This window comes from Pseudomonas plecoglossicida NBRC 103162 = DSM 15088 (assembly GCF_000730665.1).
In the GTDB taxonomy this organism is placed as follows: domain Bacteria; phylum Pseudomonadota; class Gammaproteobacteria; order Pseudomonadales; family Pseudomonadaceae; genus Aquipseudomonas; species Aquipseudomonas plecoglossicida.
Map to the genome: position 1 here is coordinate 27,925 of NZ_BBIV01000015.1, position 18,001 is coordinate 45,925.

An 18,001-nucleotide genomic window follows, 5' to 3' on the forward strand; every position below is an offset into this window, starting at 1 on the left:
TCAGGACTCCAGAGCCTTGGCCGTGGTCGCCAGGCGTTGGCCAAGGGCGCGGCAAAGGGCGATCTCGTGCTCATCCAGTTCACGCTTGCCATCGGCACCGGCATGGTGGCTGGCGCCGTAGGGCGTGCCGCCACCGCGGGTTTCGAGCAGTGCCGATTCGCTGTAGGGCAGACCCATCACCAGCATGCCGTGGTGCATCAGCGGCAGCATCATCGACAGCAGGGTGGTTTCCTGTCCGCCGTGCAGGCTGGCGGTGGAGGTGAACACCGCGGCGGGCTTGCCCACCAGTTCACCGCCCAGCCACAGGCTGCTGGTGCCGTCGAGGAAATACTTCAGCGGCGCGGCCATGTTGCCGAAGCGGGTCGGACTACCCAGCACCAGGCCTGCGCAGTGGCGCAGGTCGTCGAGGGTGGCGTACAGCGCGCCGCTGGCCGGAATGTCCGGGGCCACGGCTTCGCATTCGGTGGAAATCGCCGGCACCGTGCGCAGGCGCGCTTCCATGCCGGCCAGCTCGATGCCGCGGGCAATGTGCCGGGCCATCTCGCTGGTCGAGCCGTGGCGGCTGTAGTAGAGCACCAGGATGAAGGGCGCGCTCACGGCAGGATCTCCAGCACCTTCTCCGGTGGGCGGCCGACCACGGCCTTGTCACCGGCGACCAGGATCGGCCGCTCGATCAGCTTCGGGTGCTGGACCATGGCCTCGATCAGTTGCGCGTCGGTAAGCGCCGGGTTGGCCAGGCCCAGTTCCTTGTACTCGTCCTCGCCGGTACGCAGCAGCTGGCGCGGGGCGATGCCCAGCTTGCCGAGCAGGGCCTTGAGCGTGGCAGCGTCTGGCGGGGTTTCCAGGTAGCGCACGATGGTCGGTGCCAGGCCCCGTTGTTCGAGCAGTTCCAGCGCGCCGCGGGATTTCGAGCAGCGCGGGTTATGATAGAGCGTCAGGTCAGTCATGTCGGGTCGCATCCAGCTGGGTGTGGCGGCTATTCTAACCGCAGCGACTGACCCATTTGCTCGAAAACTTGAGAAGGATTGACCCATGGCAAGGCGTTTGGCAGCAGTACTGGCCATCACCGCGAGCCTGTTGCTCGGTGGTTGCGGTGCCGACTACGGCGTGGACCAACACGGTAATACGGTAAAGGCCGAGCAGCTCGACGGGCACTGGCTGGTGCTCAATTACTGGGCCGAATGGTGCGGCCCGTGCCGTACTGAAATTCCGGAGCTCAATACTGCGGCCAAGCAGTGGGCAGCCGATGGCATCAAGGTGGTGGGGGTGAACTTCGACGGGTTGCAGGGGCAAGAGCTGAAGCAGGCGGTCGATACCTTGGGCATCGGTTTCACCGTGCTGGCCCAGGACCCGGCCGAGCGCTACGACCTGCCGCGCAGCGAGGCGCTGCCGGTGACCTACATCATCGATGACAAGGGCAAGGTGCGGGAGCAGCTGCTGGGCGAGCAGACCCTGGAAGGGCTGCAGGCCAAGATCAAGGCCCTGAAAGGCGCTTGATGCAGGTTTGCACCGGCCTCATCGCCGGCAAGCCGGCTCCCACAGCTACCCCGCAGTTCTTCAGCCCTGTGGGGCTCCTGTGGGAGCCGGCTTGCCGGCGATAGGGCCGGTACAGCCAACAGGGAATCAGCCTTCCTCAGGCCAGAAGCGCAAAGGCTTACCCTCAGCCGGCCAGAAGCGCATCTGCTCCACCGGCGACACATCCCAGCGCTCCACCGTCTCCAGAGCCTGCAAGAAGCGCTTCTCCTGCTCCATCAGCGCTGGCGCGCACAGCTTGCGGGTCTTGCCGACCTTGCCGAAGCTCAGGTGCTCGCCGTCCAGGGTATAGGGCGCGAACCAATGGTTGCAGCCGCCATTGCCATAGGCGCGGCCATCGCTGGCCAAGGTCAGGGTCAAGTGGCTGTAGTCGATCAGCGGACGCTCACCGATCCACTCCAGCACATAGCTGCGTTCCTGCTGCAGCTTCGAAGGTTCGGCGGCGCAGCCGAGCAGGGCGCTGGCAATCAGCGCGCCGGTCAACACATGTTTCACGCAGCGCTCTCCTGGCATTTCGGGCACAGGTGCTTGTCGCCGCGGCTGGCCCAACCCAGCTCGGCGATGCGCGCGGTGGCGGCCGGTTGGCGGGCTTTCTTGCCCAGCTTGGCGTCCACGGCGAATTCGAAGTCCAGCACCGCGTCGCAGCTGTCGCACTCGACCTGCCAGGTGAGGATCTCCAGTTCGTTGAACACCGGGCCGCTGGCCACGGCGACCCACTGGCCGCGCGGGTTGATCAGGTGGCGCACGCTTTCCACGGTCAGGCGCATGGCCAGGTCCTTGCTGCCCTTGAGGGTGACCAGCAGGGTATCGCCCTTGTGCATCGAACCACCGTTGCCGGTCACCTGGTAACGGCCCGGTACCAGGGCGCGGCACTCGATCAGGGTGTGTTGCGGGTTGAAAAGGGTGTAGCGGAAATCGTGCTCGACCATGGGTCCTCCAGAAATGCCGCGTATCCTAGCATTAACCCGAGACCTGATTCTGCGGATTGCCAGCCGCCCAGCGGATGATGTTGTCCAGGGTGGTCGCGGCTATGGCGTCGAGGGCTTCGCGCGTCAGGAAGGCCTGGTGGGCGGTGACGATCACATTGGGGAAGGTCAGCAGCCGGGCCAGCACGTCGTCCTGCAGCGGCAGGTCCGAACGGTCTTCGAAGAACAGCTGCGCTTCCTCTTCATAGACGTCCAGGCCCAGGTAGCCAAGTTGCCCGCTCTTGAGCGCATCGATCAGCGCCGGTGTGTCCACCAGCGCGCCGCGGCCGGTGTTGATCAACATTGCGCCGGGCTGCAGCAGGGCCAGGCTGCGGGCATTGATGAGGTGTTTGGTGTGCTCGGTCAATGGGCAATGCAGGCTGATGATCCGCGCCTCGCGCAGCAGTTCGGGCAGTTCCAGGTAGCGAGCCCCCAGCGCCAGCAGCTCGGGGTTGGGGTAGGGATCGTAGGCCAGCAGTTGGCAGCCGAAGCCGGCCATGATGCGGGCGAAAGCGACACCGATCTGGCCGGTGCCGACCACGCCGACAGTCTTGCCATGCAGGTCGAAGCCGGTCAGGCCATGCAGGGTGAAGTCACCTTCGCGGGTGCGGTTGTAGGCGCGGTGCAGACGGCGGTTGAGTGCCAGGATCAAGGCGACGGCATGTTCGGCCACCGCATGCGGCGAATAGGCCGGCACGCGTACCACCGCCAGGCCCAGGCGCTGGGCGGCGGCCAGGTCGACATGGTTGTAGCCGGCCGAACGCAGGGCGATCAGGCGCGTGCCGCCAGCGGCCAGGCGCTGCAGGACCTGCGCGTCGAGCCCGTCGTTGATGAAGGCGCACACCACTTCGAAGCCCTGGGCCAGGGCGGCGGTGTCGAGGGTCAGGCGGGCGGGCTGGAAGTGCAGCTCCAGGGGCATGCCGCGGCTGGCCTGGGTGAAGCTTTCCTGGTCGTAGTGCTGGCTGCTGAACAACAGGGCGCGCATGGTCGGTGTTCCTTTTGCGAGGTTGTGGGATTGTAGCCAGCGGGTTGGGCTGAAGTGTTGATCTGCACCGGCCTCATCGCCGGTCAGGCACTGAGCCGCGCCTGGGCCGCCAGCCGACCGATCGCCCCGTCCAGCTCATCCAGTGCCTGCTGCGCCTGCGGATGGTCCTGCTTGAGCAAGGTTTCGCTGCGCTGGCACGCCGCACGCAGCTGCGGTACGCCGCAGTAGCGCGACGCCCCGTTGAGGCGATGCACCTGCTCGATCAGTGACGTGCGGTCCTTGGCCTCGCGCGCTTGACGGATCGCTTCGCGGTCACTGTCCAGCGACGCCAGCAGCATGGCCAGCATGTCGGCGGCCAGGTCCGGCTTGCCGGCCGCCAGTCGCAGGCCCTCGTCAGGGTCGAGCACCCGCAGCGCATGGCCGTCGGCCGGGTGTTCGTCCGCGCGCTCCAGCGGGACGGCGCCAAGACTCAGACCGGTCCACTTCATCACCACCTGGGCCAGCTGTCGTTCGCTGATCGGCTTGGTCAGGTAGTCGTCCATGCCGCCATGCAGCAAGGCGCGTTTCTCGTTGGCCATGGCGTGGGCGGTGAGGGCGACGATCGGCAGCGGGCTGCCGCTCTGGGTTTTTTCCCACAGACGGATCTGCTCGGTGCAGGCACGCCCGTCCATGTCGGGCATCTGCACGTCCATCAGCACCAGGTCGAAGCTTTCGCTCTGTACCGCCTGCAGCGCGGCCTGGCCGTTGTCGACCGCCAGTACCTCGGCACCCAGGTCCTCGAGCAGGGTCTGCACCAACAGCAGGTTGGCGGCGTTGTCGTCGACGCAGAGGATCTTTGCCCGGCGCTCGCTGCCGTTGCCCGGTTTCGCTTCGGCGAACGGGCGGCGCGGGTGCAACAGCTCCAGCAACAGGCGGCGCAGCTTGCGCGTGCAGGTGGGCTTGGACAGCAACTGGCCGTGGCCATTGGGCAGGAACGGGTGGTAGAGCGCCTGCTCGGTGGTCGGGCAGAGCACCACGCATTGGCACTGGTAGAGCTCCAGTTGCTGATGGTAATAACCCAGTTGCTCGGGCGACAGGCAGCCCAGGTTGGCGCCCAGGACGGCGAACTCGAACGGCAGGCCGGCCTGGAATGCAGCCTGCACACCTTGCAGCAGGTGCTCGCAGGAGGCGAACAGGCTCACGCTCAGGCCGCAGTCCTCAAGCTGATGCTCAAGGGCCTGGCGCGCCAGGTCATGGCCGTCGACGATCGCCGCGCGGCGGCCCAGCAGCGGTTGCAGCGGCTGCTCTTCGAGGTCGTCGTGGGCCTTGGGCAGGCTCAGGCTGATCCAGAACTGCGAGCCTTCGCCCGGCGTGCTGTCGACACCGATCTCGCCCCCCATCTGTTCGATCAGCCGCTTGGAGATCACCAGGCCCAGGCCGGTGCCACCCGGTTGTCGGGCCAGCGAGTTGTCCGCCTGGCTGAATGCCTGGAACAGCGCGCGCACGTCTTGCGGCGACAGGCCGATGCCGGTGTCCTGCACGCTGATGCGCAATTGCGCGCTGTCTTCGTGCTCGTCTTCGAGCATCGCCCGCACGACGATGGTGCCTTCGCGGGTGAACTTGATGGCGTTGCTCACCAGGTTGGTGAGGATCTGCTTGAGCCGCAACGGGTCACCGATCAGTGAAGAGGGCGTGTCGCGGTAGATGAGGCTGAGCAGTTCGAGCTGCTTGGCATGGGCGGCGGGGGCGAGGATGGTCAGGGTGTCCTGGATCAGGTCGCGCAAGTTGAACGGGATGCTGTCGAGTACCAGCTTGCCGGCCTCGATCTTGGAGAAGTCGAGGATCTCGTTGATGATCCCCAGCAGGTTGTCGGCGGACTTTTCGATGGTGCCGAGGTAATCGAGCTGGCGCGGGGTGAGTTCGCTTTTTTGCAGCAGATGGGTGAAACCGAGGATGCCGTTGAGCGGCGTGCGGATCTCGTGGCTCATGTTGGCCAGGAACTCCGACTTGATTCGACTGGCCTCCAGGGCCTCCTTGCGCGCCATGTCCAGCTCGATGTTCTGGATTTCGATGGTTTCCAGGTTCTGGCGTACGTCCTCGGTGGCCTGATCGATGCTGTGCTGCAGTTCTTCGTGGGCGCTGTGCAGGGTTTCGGCCATGCGGTTGATGCCGCGCGCCAGTTCATCCAGTTCAAGACTGCCCATGGCCGGCAGGCGTTCTTCGAGGTGGCCGTCCTTGAGCTGGTTGACCGCGTGCTTGATGCGCGCGATCGGGTCGTTGATGGTCCGGCTCATGCGCATCGCCAGCAGGCCGCTCAGGCCCAGGCAGGCGAGGATCAGCAGCACGGTGGTGAACAGGTTGCGGTAGCCGCGCAGCAGCGTGCCATCGTGGGACAGTTCGATTTCGACCCAGCCGAGCAGGCGCTCGGCTTCGGCAGGTACGGCTTCGGTGGCCAGGTCGCGGTGGTGGCCGAACACCGGCATCAGGTAACGGGTGGCGTCATTGCCACTGCGCTGGAGCAACTGGGTGCCGGTGCCGCCGCTGGGCGCCTGGTTGATCATGCTGGGGCCGGCATGGGCCAGGCGGGTCCGGTCCGGGGCCAGGAACGCCACGGCGCGCACATCGGCCTGTTCCAGGGTTTGTGCGGCAATCCGCACCAGCTGAGCGCGTGTCTGCTGGGCTAGAGCAGGCGCGGCCAGCGGAGCCAGTTGTTCGGCGATCATCTTGCCGCGCTGCAACAGTTGGGTGCGCAGCTCATCCTGCTGCAGCCAGGTGAAATAGCAGCCCAGTACCAGGGCCATCAGGCTGGCCGGCAGCAGCGCCAGCAGCAGGACCCGGCTGCGGATTCCCAAACGATCGAGCACACCAGCCTCCTGTCATGTGCCTGTACGGCGCAGCCAAAGCCACGCGCCAAAGCGGAAAGTTACTCCGCCTGACGCGTGATTGCACCCCTTTGCCGGTGTTTTCGCAGGGCGGCACGGCATTGGTCGCAGGGCGGTTGCCTAGATCGGAAGCATCCTCAATAATTGCGCGCAACTGAGAATGCATGGCAGTTGCCAATGAATCCCGTAGCTATTCACACTTCAAACATCCTGGCCATCGAGGATGACCCAGTGCTGGGCGCCTACCTGCACGAGGAGTTGCAGCGTGGTGGCTTTCAGGTGACCTGGTGCCGAAATGGTCTCGAAGGCCTCGAGACGGCCGGTCGGCAGACCTTCGACGTGGTCCTGATGGATATCCTGCTGCCTGGGCTGAACGGTCTGGACGCCCTGGCCCAACTGCGTCGGCGCAGCGCCACGCCGGTGATCCTGATGTCGGCGCTGGGAGCTGAAGCCGATCGTATCTGTGGCTTCCAGCGGGGGGCCGACGACTACCTGCCCAAGCCCTTCAGCATGGCCGAGTTGCAGGTACGGATCGAAGCGATCCTGCGTCGGGTCGCTCTCGAACGTCGCCACCAGCCGCTGGCGGACGTTGCCACGGGGGAGTTGCGCTTCGACGACGGCCTTTGCGATGTCAGCCTGGGTGGCCAGCACGCGGGCCTTACGCCAAGCGAATACCGCTTGTTCGACGTCCTCAATCGCAATTTCGACGAGGTGCTGAGCAAGCCCTTCCTGTATCAGCAGGTGTTGCAGCGTGGCTATTCGCGGCATGACCGCAGCCTGGACATGCATGTCAGCCAGATTCGCCGCAAGCTCAAGGCCATCGGCTACCACGAGCGGCAGATCCGTACCGTATGGGGCAAGGGCTACGTGCTCAGTGTCGGCGAGGCGGAGTGAGCGATGCTCGACCGTCATTCGCTGTTCTGGAAACTGGCCATCCTGCTGGTGGGCTTCTGCCTGCTGATGATCGGCCTGAGCTACACCTGGGGCCGGCACATGGAGACCCAGAACGCCTTCCTTGATGCACCCGCTCGCCAGGTACTGCGCGGCTATGCCAGCGAGGCCGAGCAGGCTTGGCGCAGTGGCGGCCAGGCCGGGCTGGACCAGTGGGTCGCGGCCATGCAGGCGCGCGAGCAGGGCTGGATCGGTGTGCTCGACACCCACCTGCAGCCTTTGAACAGCGCCACCCTCGGCCCGGACATCATGCAACGCCTGACTCGCCTGCGCGGCGTCGACTGGCCGATGAGCCGGCGCAGCATCGACCAGCCCTGGCTGCGCATTGCGTTTCCCGGGGCGCCGGAGCAGGGGATGCTGGTGATCGAGTTGCCCAAGCGCTTCACGCCCGGTCAGTACCAGGTGGCCTGGCGCATCGTCACCAACGGCATCATCCCGGGCCTGTTCACTTTGCTGCTGTGCGTCGGCCTTTACCGCATGCTGATCGTGCCGCTCAACCAGCTGCGCGAACAGGCCAATGCCTGGCGCGCCGACCAGCTTTCGGCACGCCTCGATTCGCGCACCATCGCCCGCCACGACGAACTGGGCGAACTGGCCCGGGCCTTCGACCAGATGGCCGAGCGGTTGCAGGGCACGGTGGCCATGCAGCAGCAACTGCTGCGGGATCTGTCCCACGAGATGCGCACACCATTGAGCCGGTTGCGCGTGGCCTGTGATGGGGAAACCGATCTGGAGCGCCTGCGCGAGCGGCTGAGCCGGGAAGTGGACTGCATGCAGCAGCTGGTCGAGGACACCTTGCAGTTGGCCTGGCAGGATGCCGAGCGAGCACCGATGAATCTTGAGCCAATCCAGCTGCAGGCGCTGTGGGAGCTGCTGGTCGAGGATGCCTGCTATGAAAGTGGCTGGTCGTCCGAGCGCTTGCGTTGCGAACTGCCGGCCCATTGCTGGGTACAGGGCAACCTCAATCATCTGGCCCAGGCCGTGGAGAACATGCTGCGCAACGCTGTTCGTCACTCGCCGCGCGACGGTGAGGTACGACTGGGCGGCCAGCGCGAGGGGAGCTACTGGCGATTGTGGCTGGAGGACGAGGGCGGTGGCGTGGACGATGATGACCTGGAACGGATCTTCGCGCCGTTCTCCCGACTGGATGGGTCGCGCCCCGGAGATGGTGGTTTCGGCCTGGGGTTGAGCATCGCCCGCAGTGCGATCCAGCGCCAGGGCGGCACGCTGTGGGCCGAGAATGGCAAGCGGGGGCTGCGCCTGTGCATGCGCCTGCCGGTCCATGCGCCGGCTGTGCTGTCCCCCTGAGCGCCTGAGAAGAGCGCTATCGCTGTAGGAGCCGGCTTGCCGGCGATAGGGCCATCACTGGCGACACAAGGCCATATAGCTTGTAGCTATATTCACCACAGATTGCGTGATATGGCGGCGAAGGGTTTGCCGGTATGATAGGCGCCCCTGCCGTCCGGATTGTGAAATACACCATGACCTTGCAGTACCCAACCATCGCCGATTGCGTCGGCAATACGCCCCTGGTTCGCCTGCAGCGCATCGCTGGAGAAACCAGCAACACCCTCCTGCTCAAGCTCGAAGGTAACAATCCTGCCGGCTCGGTGAAGGACCGCCCGGCGCTGTCGATGATCACCCGTGCCGAACTGCGCGGCCAGATCAAGCCTGGCGACACCCTGATCGAAGCCACCTCCGGCAACACCGGCATCGCCCTGGCCATGGCGGCGGCGATCAAGGGTTACAAGATGATCCTGATCATGCCCGACAACTCCACCGCCGAGCGCAAGGCTGCCATGACAGCCTACGGTGCCGAGCTGATCCTGGTGACCAAGGAAGAGGGCATGGAAGGCGCCCGCGACCTGGCCGAGAAGCTGCAGGCCGAAGGCCGCGGCCTGGTCCTCGACCAGTTCGCCAACGGCGACAACCCGATCGCCCACTACAACAGCACTGGCCCGGAGATCTGGCAGCAGACCCAGGGCACCATCACCCATTTCGTCAGCTCCATGGGCACCACCGGCACCATCATGGGCTGCTCGCAGTACCTCAAGGAGCAGAACCCGGCGGTGCAGATCGTCGGCTTGCAACCGATGGAAGGCTCGGCAATTCCGGGCATCCGCCGCTGGCCCGAGGAATACCTGCCGAAAATCTTCGACGCCACCCGTGTCGACCGCGTGGTGGACATGTCCCAGCAAGAGGCCGAGGACACCACCCGCCGTCTTGCCCGTGAAGAGGGCATTTTCTGCGGTGTGTCTTCCGGTGGTGCGGTGGCAGCCATGCTGCGCCTGTCCCGAGAAGTGGAAAATGCCGTGATGGTCGCGATCATCTGCGACCGCGGCGACCGTTACCTGTCCACCGGCCTGTTCGACCCGAGCTAAATGTCCAGAAAGAAAAGCAACAGTGGCCTGCGCTTCCAGCCGGCCGGCGGTAACCGCACTCCCCAGGTCCCCGTGGGCAAGAAGCAGCGCCTGGAAATCGAGCGCCTGGCCGGTGACGGCCGCGGCATTGCCTTCTTCGACGGGCGCACCTGGTTCGTCAGTGGTGCCCTGGCCGGTGAAACGGTCGAGGCGCGCGTGCTCAATGCCCGCGGCAAGGTTGTCGAGGCGCGCCTGGAGCGCGTACTGCAGGGCAGCCCCGAGCGCCGGCAGGCGCCTTGCCGTCATTACGCGCGCTGCGGCGGCTGCAACCTGCAGCACCTGCCCCACGAGGCCCAACTGGCGCTCAAGCAGCGGACGCTGGCAGAGCAGCTGCAGCGAGTTGCGGGTGTGCAACCGGAGGAATGGGCCGCACCTTTGAGCGGGCCGGAGTTCGGTTACCGGCGCCGGGCGCGGGTGGCGGTACGTTGGGATGTGAAAGCACGCCAGCTTGACGTGGGCTTTCGCGCCGAAGCCAGCCAGGAAATTGTCTCGATAGAAGACTGTCCGGTGCTGGTACAGCCTTTGCAAACTATTCTTCGTCACTTGCCGACGGTGTTGCGCTCGTTGGACAAGCCTCAGGCCATTGGCCATGTCGAGCTGTTCAGCGGTACTGCCGAAGCGGTGCTGGTGCGTCACGTCGCGCCGCTGACAGCGGATGACCTGGGGCGCCTGCAGGCATTCTGCGACCAGGCCAAGGCCCAGCTGTGGCTGCAAGGCGAGGGCGAGCCGGCGCCGGTGGATGCCGAGGCGAAGCTCGGCTTCGCCCTGGAGCCCTGGCAGCTGGAGCTGGCCTGGCGCCCGGGCGATTTTGTCCAGGTCAACGCCCAGGTCAACACGGCGATGATCGAACAGGCCCTGGCCTGGCTCGCGCCACAGGCGGATGAACGTGTGCTGGACCTTTTCTGCGGCCTGGGCAACTTCGCCCTGCCGCTGGCCCGGCAGTCGCGGGAAGTGGTGGCAGTGGAAGGTGTGCAGGCCATGGTCGATCGGGCCGCGGCTAATGCCCGAAACAACAATGTGCATAATGCACGGTTTTTTCAGGCCGATTTATCGCAGCCTTTGGTGGGCGCCGGATGGGCCGCCGAGGGCTTTTCTGCGGTACTCTTGGATCCACCGCGCGACGGTGCGTTCGAGGTGGTGCAAGACATCGCCCGCCTCAAGGCCAGACGGCTGGTCTACGTATCATGCAACCCGGCCACACTGGCGCGAGACGCCCAGGTGCTGGTCGGCCAGGGGTACCGGTTAAAAAGGGCCGGGATTCTCGACATGTTTCCTCAGACGGCACATGTCGAGGCCATGGCGTTATTCGAAGCGGGCTAGCGAACTGGCCCCTTGGTGCGGCTTCCACGGACTGGAAGTCGCACGGTGATAGCCAGTGCACCCTTGGGGTGCGCTATATGGAAAGGTAAAAGAAAGATGGTACAGGTGAGAGTGCACCAGCCGGTCAACACCGACGGCAGTATCAATCTCGAAGCATGGCTGGATCATGTGGTGAGCGTCGATTCGGCATTGGATCGCGTGGCACTCAAGGAGGCCTGCGAGTTCACCCAGGAAGTCGAGAAGAAGGGCAACCCGGCCAAGCATTCCTGGGCCGATGGCACCTCGAGTTTCCAGGCAGGCCTGGAGATCGCCGAAATCCTCGCCGACCTCAAGCTCGACCAGGATTCCCTGGTGGCGGCGGTCATCTACCGTTCGGTGCGTGAGGGCAAGGTGACCCTGGCCGAGGTCGGCCAGCGTTTCGGCCCGGTGGTGTCCAAGCTGATCGACGGCGTGCTGCGCATGGCCGCCATCAGTGCCAGTCTCAGCCCGCGCCAATCGTTGGTGCTGGGTTCCCAGGCGCAGGTCGAGAATCTGCGCAAGATGCTCGTTGCCATGGTCGACGACGTGCGCGTTGCACTGATCAAGCTGGCCGAGCGTACCTGCGCGATCCGCGCGGTGAAATCCGCCGATGACGAAAAGCGCCTGCGCGTGGCCCGTGAGGTCTTCGACATCTATGCGCCGCTTGCCCACCGCCTGGGCATCGGCCATATCAAGTGGGAGCTGGAAGACCTGTCCTTCCGCTACCTCGAACCCGATCAGTACAAGCAGATCGCCAAGTTGCTGCACGAGCGGCGGCTGGATCGCGAGCGCTTCATCAGCGATGTGATGAACCAGCTGCAGAACGAACTGCTGGCCACCGGCGTCAAGGCCGATATCAGCGGTCGGGCGAAACACATCTATTCGATCTGGCGCAAGATGCAGCGCAAGGGCCTGGAGTTCAGCCAGATCTACGACGTTCGTGCCGTGCGCGTGCTGGTGCCCGAGGTGCGCGACTGCTACACCGCGTTGGGCATCGTGCACACCCTCTGGCGGCACATTCCCAAGGAGTTCGACGACTACATCGCCAACCCGAAGGAGAACGGCTACCGCTCGCTGCACACGGCAGTGATCGGCCCGGAAGGCAAAGTGCTGGAAGTGCAGATCCGCACCCACGGCATGCACGAGGAAGCCGAGCTCGGTGTCTGCGCCCACTGGCGCTACAAGGGCACCGACGTCAAGTCCGGCTCCAACCACTACGAAGAGAAGATTTCCTGGCTGCGCCAGGTGCTCGAATGGCACGAAGAACTTGGCGACATCGGTGGCCTGGCCGAGCAGCTGCGGGTCGATATCGAACCGGACCGGGTCTACGTGTTCACCCCGGACGGCCATGCCATCGACCTGCCCAAGGGCGCCACGCCGCTGGACTTCGCCTACCGCGTACACACCGAGATCGGCCACAACTGCCGTGGCGCCAAGATCAACGGGCGTATCGTGCCGCTCAACTACAGCCTGCAGACCGGCGAGCAGGTGGAGATCATCACCAGCAAGCACGGCAACCCGAGCCGTGACTGGCTGAACTCCAACCTGGGCTACGTGACCACCTCGCGGGCGCGAGCCAAGATCGTCCACTGGTTCAAGTTGCAGGCACGCGACCAGAACGTCGCCGCCGGCAAGACCCTGCTCGAACGCGAGCTCAGCCGCCTGGGCCTGCCCCAGGTGGACTTCGAGCGCCTGGCCGAGAAGACCAACGTCAAGACCGCCGAGGACATGTTCGCCTCGCTCGGTGCCGGTGACCTGCGCCTGGCGCACCTGGTCAACGCCGCCCAGCAGTTGCTCGAACCCGACCGCATCGAACAGATCGAACTGGTGCCGCGCAAGCCTACCGGGACGCGCACCGGCAAGCGTGGCGATATCCAGATCCAGGGCGTGGGCAACCTGTTGACCCAGATGGCCGGCTGCTGCCAGCCGCTGCCGGGCGATGCAATCGTCGGCTACATCACCCAGGGCCGCGGCGTGAGCATTCACCGTCAGGACTGTGCCTCGGTGCTGCAACTGGCCGGGCGTGAGCCGGAGCGGATCATCCAGGTGAGCTGGGGGCCGATCCCGGTACAGACCTACCCGGTCGATATCGTCATCCGTGCCTACGACCGCCCGGGCTTGTTGCGCGACGTGTCGCAGGTATTGCTCAACGAGAAGATCAACGTGCTGGCGGTGAACACCCGCTCGAACAAGGAAGACAACACCGCGCTGATGTCGCTGACCATCGAGATTCCAGGCCTGGATGCGCTGGGGCGTTTGCTGGGCAGAATCTCGCAGTTGCCGAACATCATCGAGACGCGGCGTAATCGTACCCCTTGAACATCTGCACTGGGGCCGCTGGGCGGCCCATCGCCGGCAAGCCGGCTCCCACAGGTACTCCACAGGCCTCAGGCACAGTGGGTTCCTTGTGGGAGCTGGCTTGCCAGCGATCGGGGGAGAAGCCCCCGCCTGGGAATAGAAACCAATGACCTACACCCTCGAAGACCTGCTGCACCTCATGGCCCGTCTGCGCGACCCGCAATACGGCTGCCCGTGGGACCTCAAGCAGAACTACGCAAGCATCGTCCCGCACACCCTCGAAGAAGCCTACGAAGTCGCCGACACCATCGAGCGCAATGACTTCGAGCACCTGCAGGGCGAACTCGGCGACTTGCTGTTCCAGGTGGTCTACTACAGCCAGCTGGCCCGGGAAGAGGGGCGTTTCGAGTTCGACGGTGTGGTCGACGCCATCACCCGCAAGCTGATCCGTCGTCACCCACACGTATTCCCCACCGGCGAGCTCTATGCGCCGTTGGACACTCCCAGCCTGAGCGAGGCCGAGGTCAAGTCGCGCTGGGAAGAGATCAAGGCCGAGGAGCGTGCCGAAAAGAGCGGCCCGCAGCAGCTTTCGTTGCTCGACGATGTGCCCGCGGCCTTGCCGGCCCTGTCCCGGGCGGCCAAACTGCAGAAGCGCGCGGCCACTGTCGGTTTCGACTGGCCCGATGCCCTGCCGGTGCTCGACAAGGTTCGCGAAGAACTCGACGAAGTGCTGCAGGCCATGGCCGACGGTGATGCCCAGGCCCTGGAAGACGAAGTCGGCGACCTGCTGTTCGCTGCCGTCAACCTGGCGCGTCATCTCAAGCAAGACCCGGAAAACGCCCTGCGCCGCGCCAATCGCAAGTTCGAGCGACGTTTCCGCTTCATCGAACAGGCATTGCGCGACAGCGGTCGGCCCATCGAAGATTGTAACCTTGACGAACTGGACGCCCTTTGGGGGGAAGCCAAGCGTCAGGAAAAGAACCTGCCCAGCTGCGGCTGAGTGGCTGCATAAGTGAGTGAACATCCATGAGTCTTTCCCTTCGCGATCAATTGCTCAAGGCCGGTCTGGTCAACCAGAAACAGGTCTCCCAGGCCAACAAGGCCGAGAAGAAACAGAAACGCCTGGAGCACAAAGGCCAGGTCGAAGTCGACGACAGCCAGCAGCGTCTGGCCAAGGAAGCCATGGCCGAGAAGGCCAAGCGTGACCAGGAGCTTAACCGCCAGCAGCAGGAAAAGGCCGAGCAGAAGGCCCGTGCCGCCCAGATCAAGCAGTTGATCGAAGCGACCCGCCTGCCCAAGCTGAACACCGAGGACTACTACAACTTCGTCGATGACAAGAAGGTCAAGCGCATCGCCGTCAACGCCTTGATGCGCAGCAAGCTGAGCAACGGCGCGCTGGCGATCGTTGCCCATGGCGGTGGTTACGAGGTGATTCCGCGCGAAGCGGCGGTGAAGATCCAGGAGCGCGACCCGAACCGTATCCTGCTGCTCAACACCCATGTCGAGGAAGCGGACGAGGACGATCCGTATGCGGCCTACAAGATCCCGGACGATCTGATGTGGTAACAGGCAAAAGCCCCGCCTAGGCGGGGCTTTTTCTTGGAAGACGGGTCATTGCGTGGTGCGCTGGTTTTCCAGGTCTTCGAGCTCTATGCGGTACTGGTGAGCGTCGTGTTCATGGTGGAACATGCCCACCAACTGGCCTTGCTGGTGCACATCCCAGATCCGCACGCCAGCGGCCAGGCCTTCGTGGGACATTCTCGATTCGTCGCGTTCGGTTACTTGGACTGTCATCGGTAAACTCCACTTTTCAGTTGGTTGCGACATTGTGTCGCACACCCCTTTTATAAAGTTTGTTAGCAGGCTAAGTAAATAAAACACCGATGAAACAAGTTTCATGTAAGGCCGGGGCCGCTCCTACAGGCGCCTTGTGCCCATCAAAGAAAAACCCCGCACCAGGCGGGGTTTCAATTCAGCGGCGCTGGCGGCTCAGTTACCCTTCACCGACTTGCCATCGACCGTACCATCCTGCAGCACGATCACGTATTCCTTGCCATCGGTCTCGACCTGGCGCAGTTGCACCAGCAGGTAGTCCCAATCCTTGGCGAACCACAGCTCGGTGATGCGCTTGCTCTGGCTCGGGTCGCGCACACGCTCGACTTTCACCGCATCGACCTGGCCGGTCTTGGTGGTGACTTTCTCGGTGCCGAGCACGCGGAAGTCGTAGGTGTCGATCTCGTCACCGTCGACCACCTGGTAGGTCATGCTTTTCTTGCCGGCAGCCACATCATGCTGCAGCGCCAACTGGTAGGACGACTTGTCCAGCACGCCGCGGTTGAGCGGCAGGTTGACCGCGTCGCCGCGGTCGCTGCCAGTCACTTTCTTGGCGTTCCAGTCGAAGGTCAGGTCGACCTTCTTGGCCTTGCCCAGGCCGCCGCGCTCGAAGTGATACTTCTGCGGCAGCAGGGTGTCGTTGTCCATGCGCAGGGTGCTTTGCTCGGTCAGTTTGGCGATCATCATGGAAGCCTCGAAGTTGAGGTCCCAGGTGCCGTCGCCTTTTTTGACCAGGCTGCGCTCTGCAGTACCACTCATGGGCAGTTGCTTCCAGTCGGCGGTATAGCTCGCCGAGAAAGGCTTGAGGTCAGCTGCCTGGAGGGGCAGGGCGAGCACGGCAAGAGCCAAGAGCAGGGCGCGACGCATAAATTCTCCTAGGGTCGGATCAAATGACCACTGGCCGGCAGCGGCTGGCCATCCAGTAACGCACCCTGTTCGCCCAGGCGCAAGCGCCCCTCGGCAAACCAGTGCACTGCCAGCGGGTAGATCTGGTGTTCCTGATGGTGTACCCGCTGCGCCAGGCTTTCAGCTGTATCAGCTGGCACGACCGGGACCACAGCCTGTACGACCAGAGGGCCGCCATCGAGTTCCTCGGTGACGAAGTGTACGCTGCAGCCATGCTCGGTGTCGCCAGCATCCAGCGCCCGCCGATGGGTATGCAGGCCCTTGTACTTGGGCAGCAGCGACGGGTGGATGTTGAGCAGGCGACCCTGGTAGTGGCGCACGAAGCCGCCGCTGAGGATGCGCATGAAGCCGGCCAGCACCACCAGGTCCGGGGCGTAGCCGTCGATGCGCGCCATCAGCGCGGCATCGAAGGCTTCGCGACCGTCGAACCCGGTGTGGTCCAGCACGGCGGTGGCGATGCCGGCCGCCGCGGCCCGTTGCAGGCCATAGGCATCGGCGCGGTTGGAAATCACCGCGGCGATGCGTACTGGGCTGGCTTCACTGCGGCAGCTGTCGATCAAGGCTTGCAGGTTGCTGCCGGAGCCCGACAGCAGTACCACGACATTGCAGGGCGAACTTGGCATCAGTGTGCCTTGAGGTTCTGCAGCTCGACCTGGGCAGCGCCTTCGGCGGCTTCGGCGATGTGGCCGATCACCCATGGCTGCTCACCGGCGGCACGCAGTTCGTTCAGGGCAGCTTCGACCTGGTCCTGGGCAACGCAGATGACCATGCCGACGCCGCAGTTCAGTACGCGGTGCATTTCGTGCTCGTCGACGTTGCCTTTTTCCTGCAGGAAGTCGAACACCGCCGGGCGCTGCCAGCTGGCCACGTCAACCACGGCCTGGGCGTTTTTCGGCAGGACACGCGGGATGTTGTCCAGCAGGCCGCCACCGGTGATGTGGGCCATGGCCTTGACCGCGCCGGTCTTCTTGATCAGCTGCAGCAGCGGCTTGACGTAGATGCGGGTCGGCGCCATCAGCAGGTCGGTCAGCGGCTTGCCGTCGAGCTGGGTGTTCTCGATGTCGGTGCCGGACACTTCGAGGATCTTGCGGATCAGCGAGTAGCCGTTGGAGTGCGGGCCGGAGGACGGCAGGGCGATCAGCGCATCGCCAGTGGCGACCTTGGAGCCGTCGATGATCTCGGCCTTTTCCACCACGCCGACGCAGAAGCCGGCCAGGTCGTAGTCTTCGCCTTCGTACATGCCAGGCATTTCGGCGGTTTCGCCGCCGACCAGGGAGCAGCCAGCCAGTTCACAGCCGGCGCCGATGCCGGTGACCACGGTGGCGGCCACGTCGACATTCAGCTTGCCGGTGGCGTAGTAGTCGAGGAAGAACAACGGCTCGGCGCCGCAGACCACCAGGTCGTTGACGCACATGGCGACCAGGTCCTGGCCGATGCTGTCGTGCTTGTTCAGGTTCAGCGCCAGGCGCAGCTTGGTGCCGACGCCGTCGGTGCCGGAGACCAGCACAGGCTGCTTGTAGCCGGCCGGGATCTCGCAGAGGGCGCCGAAGCCACCCAGGCCACCCATGACTTCAGGGCGTGCGGTGCGTTTTGCCACGCCCTTGATGCGTTCGACCAGTGCTTCGCCGGCGTCGATGTCTACACCGGCGTCCTTGTAGCTCAGGGAGGGTTGCTTGCTCATTGATCCAGGCCTTTAAGAGGGAGGGATTCGTAAAAACGACCGTGACGGCCAAGGCCGGCTGGGAAGCGGCGGCTGCCTGAAACGTCAGAGGTCTGTGAAGGCGCGCGATTTTATCAGGGTTGCCGGGCAGCGGCCATCCTCAGGCCGACGGGCAGGGCAGGAAATGGTGAAAATCGTCGTGGAGCGCTTGGCTTTGGATTCGTAGTAGGGCGTACACCGAGCGCCGCCCG

The 18,001-nt window shown here is 64.5% G+C and carries 18 protein-coding genes; 8 read left to right on the plus strand and 10 right to left on the minus strand.

From position 1 onward, the window contains the following. Complete coding sequence (gene wrbA, locus PPL01S_RS11265) at positions 1 to 597, minus strand: NAD(P)H:quinone oxidoreductase (protein ID WP_016391617.1); 597 nt, start codon at positions 595 to 597, stop codon at positions 1 to 3. Further along, positions 594 to 947: an arsenate reductase (glutaredoxin) gene (arsC, locus tag PPL01S_RS11270; protein ID WP_016391616.1), complete on the minus strand. Its 354-nt coding sequence runs from the start codon at positions 945 to 947 to the stop codon at positions 594 to 596. The genes wrbA and arsC overlap by 4 nt, the downstream gene beginning before the upstream one ends. A gap of 85 nt (positions 948 to 1,032) precedes the next feature. Between arsC and PPL01S_RS11275 the strand changes: the two genes are divergently transcribed. Beyond that, on the plus strand, positions 1,033 to 1,497 hold the full coding sequence (locus PPL01S_RS11275; RefSeq protein ID WP_016391615.1) for a TlpA disulfide reductase family protein: 465 nt from the start codon (positions 1,033 to 1,035) through the stop codon (positions 1,495 to 1,497). 126 nt (positions 1,498 to 1,623) lie between these two features. On the opposite strand, the gene PPL01S_RS11280 is transcribed toward PPL01S_RS11275, so the two are convergent. From PPL01S_RS11280 to PPL01S_RS11295, 4 genes are all read right to left on the minus strand, one after another. Beyond that, positions 1,624 to 2,028 (minus strand): META domain-containing protein, encoded by a 405-nt coding sequence (locus tag PPL01S_RS11280; RefSeq protein ID WP_016391614.1) that lies wholly within the window; start codon positions 2,026 to 2,028, stop codon positions 1,624 to 1,626. Beyond that, complete coding sequence (locus PPL01S_RS11285) at positions 2,025 to 2,462, minus strand: hypothetical protein (RefSeq protein ID WP_016391613.1); 438 nt, start codon at positions 2,460 to 2,462, stop codon at positions 2,025 to 2,027. The genes PPL01S_RS11280 and PPL01S_RS11285 overlap by 4 nt, the downstream gene beginning before the upstream one ends. Positions 2,463 to 2,493: 31 nt before the next feature. Next, positions 2,494 to 3,483 (minus strand): 2-hydroxyacid dehydrogenase, encoded by a 990-nt coding sequence (locus tag PPL01S_RS11290; RefSeq protein ID WP_028625994.1) that lies wholly within the window; start codon positions 3,481 to 3,483, stop codon positions 2,494 to 2,496. A gap of 83 nt (positions 3,484 to 3,566) precedes the next feature. Beyond that, on the minus strand, positions 3,567 to 6,326 hold the full coding sequence (locus PPL01S_RS11295) for a response regulator (RefSeq protein WP_016391611.1): 2,760 nt from the start codon (positions 6,324 to 6,326) through the stop codon (positions 3,567 to 3,569). A 195-nt stretch (positions 6,327 to 6,521) separates the two neighbouring features. Here PPL01S_RS11295 and PPL01S_RS11300 point away from each other — a divergent pair, with 195 nt between their 5' ends. The 7 genes from PPL01S_RS11300 to PPL01S_RS11330 all read left to right on the plus strand — a co-directional run bounded on the left by PPL01S_RS11300 (position 6,522) and on the right by PPL01S_RS11330 (position 14,917). After that, positions 6,522 to 7,238, plus strand: a complete 717-nt coding sequence (locus PPL01S_RS11300; RefSeq protein ID WP_028625993.1) for a response regulator transcription factor — start codon at positions 6,522 to 6,524, stop codon at positions 7,236 to 7,238. A gap of 3 nt (positions 7,239 to 7,241) precedes the next feature. After that, positions 7,242 to 8,603: a sensor histidine kinase gene (locus tag PPL01S_RS11305; protein ID WP_016391609.1), complete on the plus strand. Its 1,362-nt coding sequence runs from the start codon at positions 7,242 to 7,244 to the stop codon at positions 8,601 to 8,603. 173 nt (positions 8,604 to 8,776) lie between these two features. Next, positions 8,777 to 9,676, plus strand: a complete 900-nt coding sequence (cysM, locus tag PPL01S_RS11310) for a cysteine synthase CysM (RefSeq protein WP_028625992.1) — start codon at positions 8,777 to 8,779, stop codon at positions 9,674 to 9,676. Continuing rightward, positions 9,677 to 11,035, plus strand: coding sequence for a 23S rRNA (uracil(1939)-C(5))-methyltransferase RlmD (rlmD, locus tag PPL01S_RS11315; protein ID WP_016391607.1), 1,359 nt, complete (start codon positions 9,677 to 9,679; stop codon positions 11,033 to 11,035). It begins immediately after the preceding gene. Between the two features lie 96 nt (positions 11,036 to 11,131). Further along, positions 11,132 to 13,372, plus strand: a complete 2,241-nt coding sequence (relA, locus tag PPL01S_RS11320; protein ID WP_016391606.1) for a GTP diphosphokinase — start codon at positions 11,132 to 11,134, stop codon at positions 13,370 to 13,372. A gap of 145 nt (positions 13,373 to 13,517) precedes the next feature. After that, entirely contained in the window at positions 13,518 to 14,351 is an 834-nt protein-coding gene (gene mazG / locus PPL01S_RS11325) for a nucleoside triphosphate pyrophosphohydrolase (protein ID WP_028625991.1), read from the plus strand. A gap of 26 nt (positions 14,352 to 14,377) precedes the next feature. Next, a complete protein-coding gene (locus PPL01S_RS11330) occupies positions 14,378 to 14,917 on the plus strand; it encodes a DUF2058 domain-containing protein (protein ID WP_016391604.1) in 540 nt (179 codons plus the stop codon). 45 nt (positions 14,918 to 14,962) lie between these two features. Here PPL01S_RS11330 and PPL01S_RS11335 read toward each other — a convergent pair whose 3' ends face one another. The 4 genes from PPL01S_RS11335 to purM form a co-directional block, all read right to left on the minus strand. After that, entirely contained in the window at positions 14,963 to 15,145 is a 183-nt protein-coding gene (locus PPL01S_RS11335) for a hypothetical protein (RefSeq protein ID WP_016391603.1), read from the minus strand. Between the two features lie 195 nt (positions 15,146 to 15,340). Then, positions 15,341 to 16,051, minus strand: coding sequence for a DUF3108 domain-containing protein (locus tag PPL01S_RS11340; protein ID WP_016391602.1), 711 nt, complete (start codon positions 16,049 to 16,051; stop codon positions 15,341 to 15,343). An 8-nt stretch (positions 16,052 to 16,059) separates the two neighbouring features. Further along, on the minus strand, positions 16,060 to 16,713 hold the full coding sequence (gene purN / locus PPL01S_RS11345) for a phosphoribosylglycinamide formyltransferase (RefSeq protein WP_028625990.1): 654 nt from the start codon (positions 16,711 to 16,713) through the stop codon (positions 16,060 to 16,062). Continuing rightward, positions 16,713 to 17,771, minus strand: coding sequence for a phosphoribosylformylglycinamidine cyclo-ligase (gene purM, locus PPL01S_RS11350; RefSeq protein WP_016391600.1), 1,059 nt, complete (start codon positions 17,769 to 17,771; stop codon positions 16,713 to 16,715). The genes purN and purM overlap by 1 nt, the downstream gene beginning before the upstream one ends. Positions 17,772 to 18,001 lie beyond the last annotated feature (230 nt).

Excerpts from the sequence above, each read along its gene's own strand:
- arsC (WP_016391616.1), bottom strand. The coding sequence starts at position 947 with ATGACTGACCTGACGCTCTATCATAACCCGCGCTGCTCGAAATCCCGC.
- PPL01S_RS11275 (WP_016391615.1), top strand. The coding sequence starts at position 1,033 with ATGGCAAGGCGTTTGGCAGCAGTACTGGCCATCACCGCGAGCCTGTTG.
- PPL01S_RS11285 (WP_016391613.1), bottom strand. The coding sequence starts at position 2,462 with ATGGTCGAGCACGATTTCCGCTACACCCTTTTCAACCCGCAACACACC.
- PPL01S_RS11290 (WP_028625994.1), bottom strand. The coding sequence starts at position 3,483 with ATGCGCGCCCTGTTGTTCAGCAGCCAGCACTACGACCAGGAAAGCTTC.
- PPL01S_RS11300 (WP_028625993.1), top strand. The coding sequence starts at position 6,522 with ATGAATCCCGTAGCTATTCACACTTCAAACATCCTGGCCATCGAGGAT.
- PPL01S_RS11305 (WP_016391609.1), top strand. The coding sequence starts at position 7,242 with ATGCTCGACCGTCATTCGCTGTTCTGGAAACTGGCCATCCTGCTGGTG.
- cysM (WP_028625992.1), top strand. The coding sequence starts at position 8,777 with ATGACCTTGCAGTACCCAACCATCGCCGATTGCGTCGGCAATACGCCC.
- rlmD (WP_016391607.1), top strand. The coding sequence starts at position 9,677 with ATGTCCAGAAAGAAAAGCAACAGTGGCCTGCGCTTCCAGCCGGCCGGC.
- relA (WP_016391606.1), top strand. The coding sequence starts at position 11,132 with ATGGTACAGGTGAGAGTGCACCAGCCGGTCAACACCGACGGCAGTATC.
- mazG (WP_028625991.1), top strand. The coding sequence starts at position 13,518 with ATGACCTACACCCTCGAAGACCTGCTGCACCTCATGGCCCGTCTGCGC.
- PPL01S_RS11330 (WP_016391604.1), top strand. The coding sequence starts at position 14,378 with ATGAGTCTTTCCCTTCGCGATCAATTGCTCAAGGCCGGTCTGGTCAAC.
- PPL01S_RS11335 (WP_016391603.1), bottom strand. The coding sequence starts at position 15,145 with ATGACAGTCCAAGTAACCGAACGCGACGAATCGAGAATGTCCCACGAA.
- PPL01S_RS11340 (WP_016391602.1), bottom strand. The coding sequence starts at position 16,051 with ATGCGTCGCGCCCTGCTCTTGGCTCTTGCCGTGCTCGCCCTGCCCCTC.
- purN (WP_028625990.1), bottom strand. The coding sequence starts at position 16,713 with ATGCCAAGTTCGCCCTGCAATGTCGTGGTACTGCTGTCGGGCTCCGGC.
- purM (WP_016391600.1), bottom strand. The coding sequence starts at position 17,771 with ATGAGCAAGCAACCCTCCCTGAGCTACAAGGACGCCGGTGTAGACATC.